This window comes from Roseiarcus sp. (assembly GCF_052145395.1).
Classification (GTDB): Bacteria; Pseudomonadota; Alphaproteobacteria; order Rhizobiales; family Beijerinckiaceae; genus Roseiarcus.
Genome location: NZ_JBKQOT010000487.1, coordinates 1 through 6,498 on the forward strand (window position 1 = coordinate 1; position 6,498 = coordinate 6,498).

At 64.9% G+C, this 6,498-nt stretch carries 6 protein-coding genes; all 6 read right to left on the bottom strand.

Translation table 11 applies throughout. The annotated features are described in order from the left end of the window. Positions 1-1,140: 1,140 nt before the first annotated feature. Positions 1,141-1,407, bottom strand: coding sequence for a 2TM domain-containing protein (locus tag ACLP25_RS16575; protein WP_442470284.1), 267 nt, complete (start codon positions 1,405-1,407; stop codon positions 1,141-1,143). Between the two features lie 513 nt (positions 1,408-1,920). Further along, positions 1,921-2,628 carry an ABC transporter ATP-binding protein gene (locus ACLP25_RS16580; RefSeq protein WP_442470285.1) on the bottom strand — a complete coding sequence of 236 codons (708 nt, stop codon included), beginning with the start codon at positions 2,626-2,628 and terminating at the stop codon, positions 1,921-1,923. Then, complete coding sequence (locus ACLP25_RS16585; protein ID WP_442470286.1) at positions 2,621-3,376, bottom strand: ABC transporter ATP-binding protein; 756 nt, start codon at positions 3,374-3,376, stop codon at positions 2,621-2,623. The genes ACLP25_RS16580 and ACLP25_RS16585 overlap by 8 nt, the downstream gene beginning before the upstream one ends. After that, on the bottom strand, positions 3,373-4,389 hold the full coding sequence (locus ACLP25_RS16590; protein WP_442470287.1) for a branched-chain amino acid ABC transporter permease: 1,017 nt from the start codon (positions 4,387-4,389) through the stop codon (positions 3,373-3,375). The genes ACLP25_RS16585 and ACLP25_RS16590 overlap by 4 nt, the downstream gene beginning before the upstream one ends. Next, positions 4,386-5,249 (bottom strand): branched-chain amino acid ABC transporter permease, encoded by an 864-nt coding sequence (locus ACLP25_RS16595; protein ID WP_442470288.1) that lies wholly within the window; start codon positions 5,247-5,249, stop codon positions 4,386-4,388. Before ACLP25_RS16595 ends, ACLP25_RS16590 begins: the two co-directional genes overlap by 4 nt. Before the next feature lie 210 nt (positions 5,250-5,459). Continuing rightward, positions 5,460-6,498 (bottom strand): ABC transporter substrate-binding protein (locus ACLP25_RS16600; RefSeq protein ID WP_442470289.1); only part of this gene is annotated, 1,039 nt, incomplete at its 5' end.

Genomic DNA, 6,498 nt, shown 5'->3' on the forward strand with positions numbered 1-6,498 from the left:
CTCGAATGACGTCATACTTTGCCCGATCGGCCTCGTTCCAAGGCATCGCGAATCTCCCCAAGTTGTTGCAAACCAGGGAGAATCAGACCCCGCGAGGCCGGTCAACCAATTTCCGGTCAGGCTCTTAACGTTCGAAGATTAGACAGTGGTATTGATCTGAAGTAGCCCTGACGACGCTCGGCCGCACGCACTGGCGGCGCGCCCAGACCGACCTCATCGCCTCGAAACCCTTCGTTGAAGGCCGGCGGCGTATTCTGGCGGTTCTACGACAGCCCGCAAGCTTCATGAGGCCACGCTGCTAGTGCTTTGACTCATTCAGAAGGTTCATGTTCTTGCAACACGATTTGGCCCGGCAGCCGCATGAATAATTGACTCAATCGCTGGCCTCACGCGGATTGTCTCCCGGATCGTTGGTGAATCTTCTGACAGTGTCGGTGCACTAGATAGCGTTACCTATTCGTTTGGAAACATATCGTATCGTATCCGACTCTGGATACACCTGTTAAGCGAACTATAATACGAACCACTGCGCATATATTTTTCTGCGTCAAGGAGACAAGGCGTCTTTGTTATCTGATTCAGCGCATCCCATTCGGTCTTTAAAATATCGTAGGCCCGCTGTTCAGCTATCACGCAACTTTTTATCTTTATGTCGCGGCTGTGTGGGATATTCCTGTCTTTCGCGCTAGTCGTTTCTGACTGAATAACATAGGCGGAACAGGAACTGCCAATATCGTAAACCGGAAGAGAGTCCGCGTAAGCCGTCGCCCGCGCAGCGAGCACTGCAATCGCCCAGGCGAACACGATGCTCAGCAACTTATTACCCATACTTAATATTGTAGCGCCCTACTGGCGCTGCGCATTGAGGTAGGTCAAGGAATGCCGAATGAAGCGGGCGACCCGCGTAGGAAGGCCCTGGTCGATCCGCTCTCCTTGGCGGCCAAGGAGATTGAGCAAGACATCCGAGGCCGCGTCATTCGTGTTTGTGAACCGCCTGCGCGATTGGGCGTCGGTGTAAGCAGCGTGTCGGTCGCGCCGCCGCTCGCGGCTCCCGTCTGCATGCGGAATTTTACCCCTTCGCCTCAAGCTTCTGGCGGTCCTGATGACCGCACGTCAGGCCTCATATTCGCTCTGCGAAAGTCAGGCGACCCTATGCATCTCGCGCTCGATCTCGGCCTCGGAGACCGGCCGTTTCGGGGCGTAGGCGCACCAGCCGTGGTAGCCCAGGCCCAGGCCCCAGCCGAGGAACGGCCAGATCGGCCAGAAGTACGACGCCGGCCCTGTCACGAGCCAGCCCACAACGAATATCAAATTTGCGACTATGAAAACAGCCGCGTGGACTTTGAAGTCCCGTTTGGCGTTGACGCGCTCGATAGCCGCCTCACGTTTCCTGTCCAGATCGGTCACTTGAAGGCTCCTTGCGGCGTCGCAGCCGCGATGCGCGGGTTCGGCGCCGCAATTCTCTTATGCTCCCGGCGATCGTCGAGGCTTGAGGCAGAACAACTGCGCGCTCGGATTGGCTACGGCGACGGCGTTCCGAGATGATCCAGATCAAAGCGCGCCAGAGCTTCATGGGCTAGAAACGCGCAGTGGGAGCGCTTCCCCATGCGCGCCGGGCTTTCCATCGTGGACCGCCCCGAGCCTCGTTGTCGGGAGCCGGTCGAGCGGGTCTGGCCGCTGCTCAGGCATTTCGGATGATCTGTCAATCCCGGAAGTCACCACACCTACAGGCTCGGGCTTGAACGTCCGCTATCCCGGTTGTTCCCGCCGTTGGGCCATCGGCAGCTTCCCGCCCAATCGAGGCGCCCAAGGCCCCCGTCTGCAACGACCGCTCTACGTCGATTCGCGACGTTCAATCGCGGGCGCGGAACAACCGCTCGCGGTCGAGTGGGGACGGCCGACCGGGCCGCGCAGCGCGCGTCACCCCTTTTTCGTCGCCGTCAGATGGGCGTCGAGCGCCGCGGGGTCGGCGAGCAGGTCGGCGCTCGGGGCTTCGTGCGCGATCGCGCCGCGGTCGAGCACGATGGCGTGGTCGGTGAAGGGCAAAATCTTCTTCGGCTTCTGCTCGACGATGATCATCGACAGGCCTTCGCGGACAAGCTCGCTCAGCGCCGCCAGCAGTTCGTCGACGATGATCGGCGCGAGCCCTTCCGTCGGCTCGTCGAGCAGCAGCAGGCGCGGATTGAGCGTCAGGGCGCGACCGATCGCCAGCATCTGTTGCTCGCCGCCCGAGAGTTGCCGGCCGCCGTTGGTCCGCCGCTCCTCGAGCCGCGGGAAGAGGCCGTAGACGCGCTTGACCGTCCAGGGGCCCGGAACCGCGACCGCGGTCAGGTTTTCCTCAACCGTCAGGGAGCGGAAGATGTTGCGCTCCTGAGGCGTCCAGCCGATCCCCCGATGCGCTCGGGCATGCGGCGAAAGCGGCGTGATGTCCTGGCCGCGGAGCCAGATGCGGCCGGAAAAGCGGGTGGTGACGCCGACGAGCGTGTCGATCAGGGTCGTCTTGCCGACGCCGTTGCGGCCGAGCAGCGCCAGCGACCGCCCGTCTTGAAGCGCGAAGTCGAGCCCCTGGATCACGCGCGCCTCGCCGTAGCCGGCGCTGAGATTCTCGACGCGAAGCAGGTCAGCCATGGCCGTCCTCGCCGAGATAGACGGCGCGCACCCGTTCGTCCTGCGCAATGGTCTCGGGATCGCCCTCGGTCAAAAGCCGCCCGGCGACCAGCACGGAAATGCGGGTCGCGAAGGTGAAGACGAGGTCCATGTCGTGCTCAATGAGCAGGATCGCCACATCGGAGGGGAGCGCGGCGAGCGCGGCGAGAATGTCCTGCCGCTCCTCTTCGGGCACGCCGGCGGCGGGCTCGTCCAGAAGCAGCACGCGCGGCCGGGTCGCCAGCGCCAGTGCAATCTCCAAAAGCCGCTGCTTGCCGTAAGGCAGTTGCCGGGTCGGCTTCTGCATGTCGGCATCGAGGCCGAAGCGGGTGATGAGGTCCTCGATCTCGGCGACGATCGCGGGCCGCGTTCCCGCCACGCGCCAGAAGTCGGCCCCCGACCGATTCCGCTCGGAAATGGCGAGGCCGAGCGATTCGATCGGCGACAGATGGGGAAAGAGCTGATTGATCTGGAAGGTGCGCGAGAGGCCGAGGCGGACGCGCTCGTTCGCAGAAAGACCGGTGACGTCGCGACCTTCGAGGAGAACATGACCCTCGGTCGGCTTGATCACGCCGGTGAGCAGATTGATCAGCGTCGTCTTGCCGGCGCCGTTGGGACCGATGAGCGCCTGCCGCGCGCCCGGCTCGAGGGCGAACGAGACGTTGTCGGTCGCGAGCAGCGCGCCGAACTGCCTTTGCAGTCCGCGCGCCTCCAGGGCCGGCCCGGTCACGCCGCGTCTCCGCGCGCTGGCCTCGGGACCACCACGGAGGCCGCACGTCGGACCAGGTCCTGAAACCGCTCACGGCCGACGATCACCAGCACAACCAGAAGCAGCCCGATCCAGAACTCCCAGTATTCCGGCGTCGCCGCCGAAATGACGTCGCGCAACACGATAAACACAGCCGCGCCGATGATCCCGCCGTAAAGGTAGCCGGCGCCGCCGATGATCAGCATCAGCATCACGTCGGCGGAGCGATGGAAGTCGAAGAGATCCAGCGACACGATCTGCGTGGTCTGAGCGAGCAGCGCGCCCGCCGCGCCGGCGTAGGCGGCCGAAACCGTGTAGATGGCGACGATGCGCCAGCTGGTGTCGATGCCTAGCGCGCCGGCCCTGAGGCGGTTCTCGCGGATCGCCGCCAGAGCCAGCCCGAAGGGCGACTGGCGCAGTCTTCGTGCGACCGCGAACAGCACGAACAGGACGGCGAAACTGTAGAGTGCGGCGTTGCGCTGGCCGGTGAAACCGATCGGAAAAAGCCCCAGCACCGGCGCAATCGAAAAATTGAGCCCGTCCGCGCCGCCAGTGAGCCAGCTGTTGCGGTTGGCGAGTTCGCCGAGCAGCAGCGACACCCCGAGCGTCACCATGAGCCGCGTCAAGTCGGCGCCGCGCAAGAGAAGCGGCGCGGTCACGAAGCCGAGGAGCGCCGCGACGAGCGCGCCGACGGCGAGCCCGAGCGTGGGGTCCGCGTAGTCCTTGCTGGCGAGGATGGCGGCGGCGTAGGCGCCGACGCCGAGGAACGCCGCCTGCCCGAGCGACACGATCCCGGCGAGGCCGAGAATGAGATCGAGCGACAGGGCGAACAGGCCGGCGACGAGAATCTCGTTGATGAGAGCGGCGCGGGACGGGAAGGCGACGATCGCCGCAAGCGCGGCGAGCCAAAAGGCGATCTCGCTCAAACGCCAGCGGGCTCGCCGGCTGAGGTGCGCCTCGATCCGGCGCGCCGTCTCCGAGGTCGCGGCGATCATCGGCTGTCCCTGCGCGCGAACAGGCCCTGTGGCCGCAGGATCAGCGTGACGACCATGACGGCGTAGATGATGAAGGCGCCGATCGAAGGGACGTAGTACTTGCCGGCGACGTCGAGGACGCCGAGCAGCAGCGCGCCGAAGAGCGCGCCGAGAATGCCGTTCGAGCCGCCGATGGTGACGACGATCAGGAACGTCACCAAAAACTTGACCGGAAAGGACGGGTCGATGCCGCCGACGACGTCGGCCGCCAGCGCCCCGCCGAGGCCCGCGAGCCCGCTGCCGACGGCGAAGGCGACCGCAAAGATGCGGTCGACGTCGATTCCGAGCCCGTTCGCCACCCGCGCGTCGTCGACTGCCGCGCGGAGCTGCGCGCCGAACCGCGTCCGCACAAGAAAGAGCTGAAGCGCGGCGGCGATGACGCCGCACACGACCACGATGAACAGGCGATAGCGACTGATCCCGACGCCCCCGAGGTTCAGGCTGCCGGAAAGCCATGCCGGCAGATTGACCTGCCGGGCCTCGTCGCCGAGCAGGAAATCGGCGATCGGCATGGCCATCAGCACAAGCCCGATGGTGAACAGGACTTGGTCGAGCGGGCTCGCGCCATAGAGACGGCGATAGAGGGTGCGCTCGAGGACGACGCCGAGGACCGCAGGAACGAGAAAGGCGACGGGGAGCGTAACGAGGAACGGCGCGCCGAGGCGCTCCATCATGAGCGCGGTCACATAGCCGCCGACCATCGCGAAGGCGCCGTGGGCGAGGTTGATGAAATTCATCAGCCCCAGCGTCACGGACAGGCCGCTCGCCAGCACGAACAGCAGCATGCCGTAGGCGACGCCGTCGAACAGGATCGTCAGCATGGGCGACCGCGCCGATCCGCAATGCTAATAATGTCGTTTCGACTGGCTGGAGCCGACTTCCCCTCACTTCGCGGCCTTCGGCCGCTTCCCCCTCCCGGTGGGAGAGGGGCGTCGCGAGGCGCCGTCGATCCCTTTTCCCTCGGGGAGAAGGTGGCCGGCGACAGCCGGCCGGATGAGGGGATGAAGCGCGATCCGTACACGCGCATCTCGTCAGTGCTTGCTCGCCTTGTACGGGTCCTTCACGTCGGGGATGGTCGCGAACTCGACGTTGTACAGCGCGCCGTCCTTCTTCTCGACCTTGCGCACATAGATGTTCTGCACGATCTCGCGCGTATCGGGATCGATCGACACCGGCCCGCGCGGGCTCGTCCAGCTCATGCCCTTCATCGCGCCGATCAGCGCGTCGCCGCTGGCGTCGCCCTTGGTCTTTTCCAGCGCCTTGTAGACGAGATCCATGCCGTCATAGGCGGCGACCGCCATGAAGTTCGGCCGCATGCCCCCGTTGGCCTTCTCGAACGCGGCGACGAACGCCTTGTTCTCCGGCGAATCGTGGTCGGCGGAATAATGATGGGCGGTGACCGCGCCGAGCGCCGCGTCGCCGATGTCGTTGATCAGATCGTCGTCGGTCACGTCGCCCGTGCCGATCAGCTTGATCCCCGACTTGTCGAGTCCGCGCTCGACGAATTGTTTCATGAAGATGGCGCCGAAGCCGGAGGGCACGAAAACGAACACGGCGTCGGGCTTGTCGTCGGCCACCCGCTGGAGGAAGGGCGAGAAATCCGGGTTCTTCAGCGGAACCCGGATCTTCTCCGCAATCGTTCCGCCGCCCTTTTCAAAAGTGTCTCCGAACCACTTCTCGGCGTCGACGCCGGGGCCGTAGTCGGTGACGATGGTGACGACCTTCTTGATCCCGTTCTTGAGGGCCCAGTCCGCCATCGGCGCCGCCGCCTGCGGAAGGGTGAACGAGGTGCGCACGATATAGGGCGACTTCTCGGTGATCATTGCGGTCCCGGCGGCGGTGACGATCTCGGGCACTTTCGCTTCGGTCGCAACCGGCGCCGCAGCGAGCGCGAGCGGCGTCAGGCCGAAGCCCATCAACACGCTTGCGTGATCGTTGCCGATCAACTCCTCGGCCAGACGCTTGGTGACGTCAGCCGCGCTGGTGTCGTCCTTCACCTCGAGGACGATCTTCTTGCCGGCGACCGTGTCGCCGTGCTGCTGGATGTAAAGCTCCGCCCCGGCCCGCTCC

What these genes read in the sequence shown, in the direction of transcription:
- ACLP25_RS16595 (WP_442470288.1), bottom strand. Translation starts at nt 5,249, where the DNA reads ATGCTGACGATCCTGTTCGACGGCGTCGCCTACGGCATGCTGCTGTTC.
- ACLP25_RS16590 (WP_442470287.1), bottom strand. Translation starts at nt 4,389, where the DNA reads ATGATCGCCGCGACCTCGGAGACGGCGCGCCGGATCGAGGCGCACCTC.
- ACLP25_RS16580 (WP_442470285.1), bottom strand. Translation starts at nt 2,628, where the DNA reads ATGGCTGACCTGCTTCGCGTCGAGAATCTCAGCGCCGGCTACGGCGAG.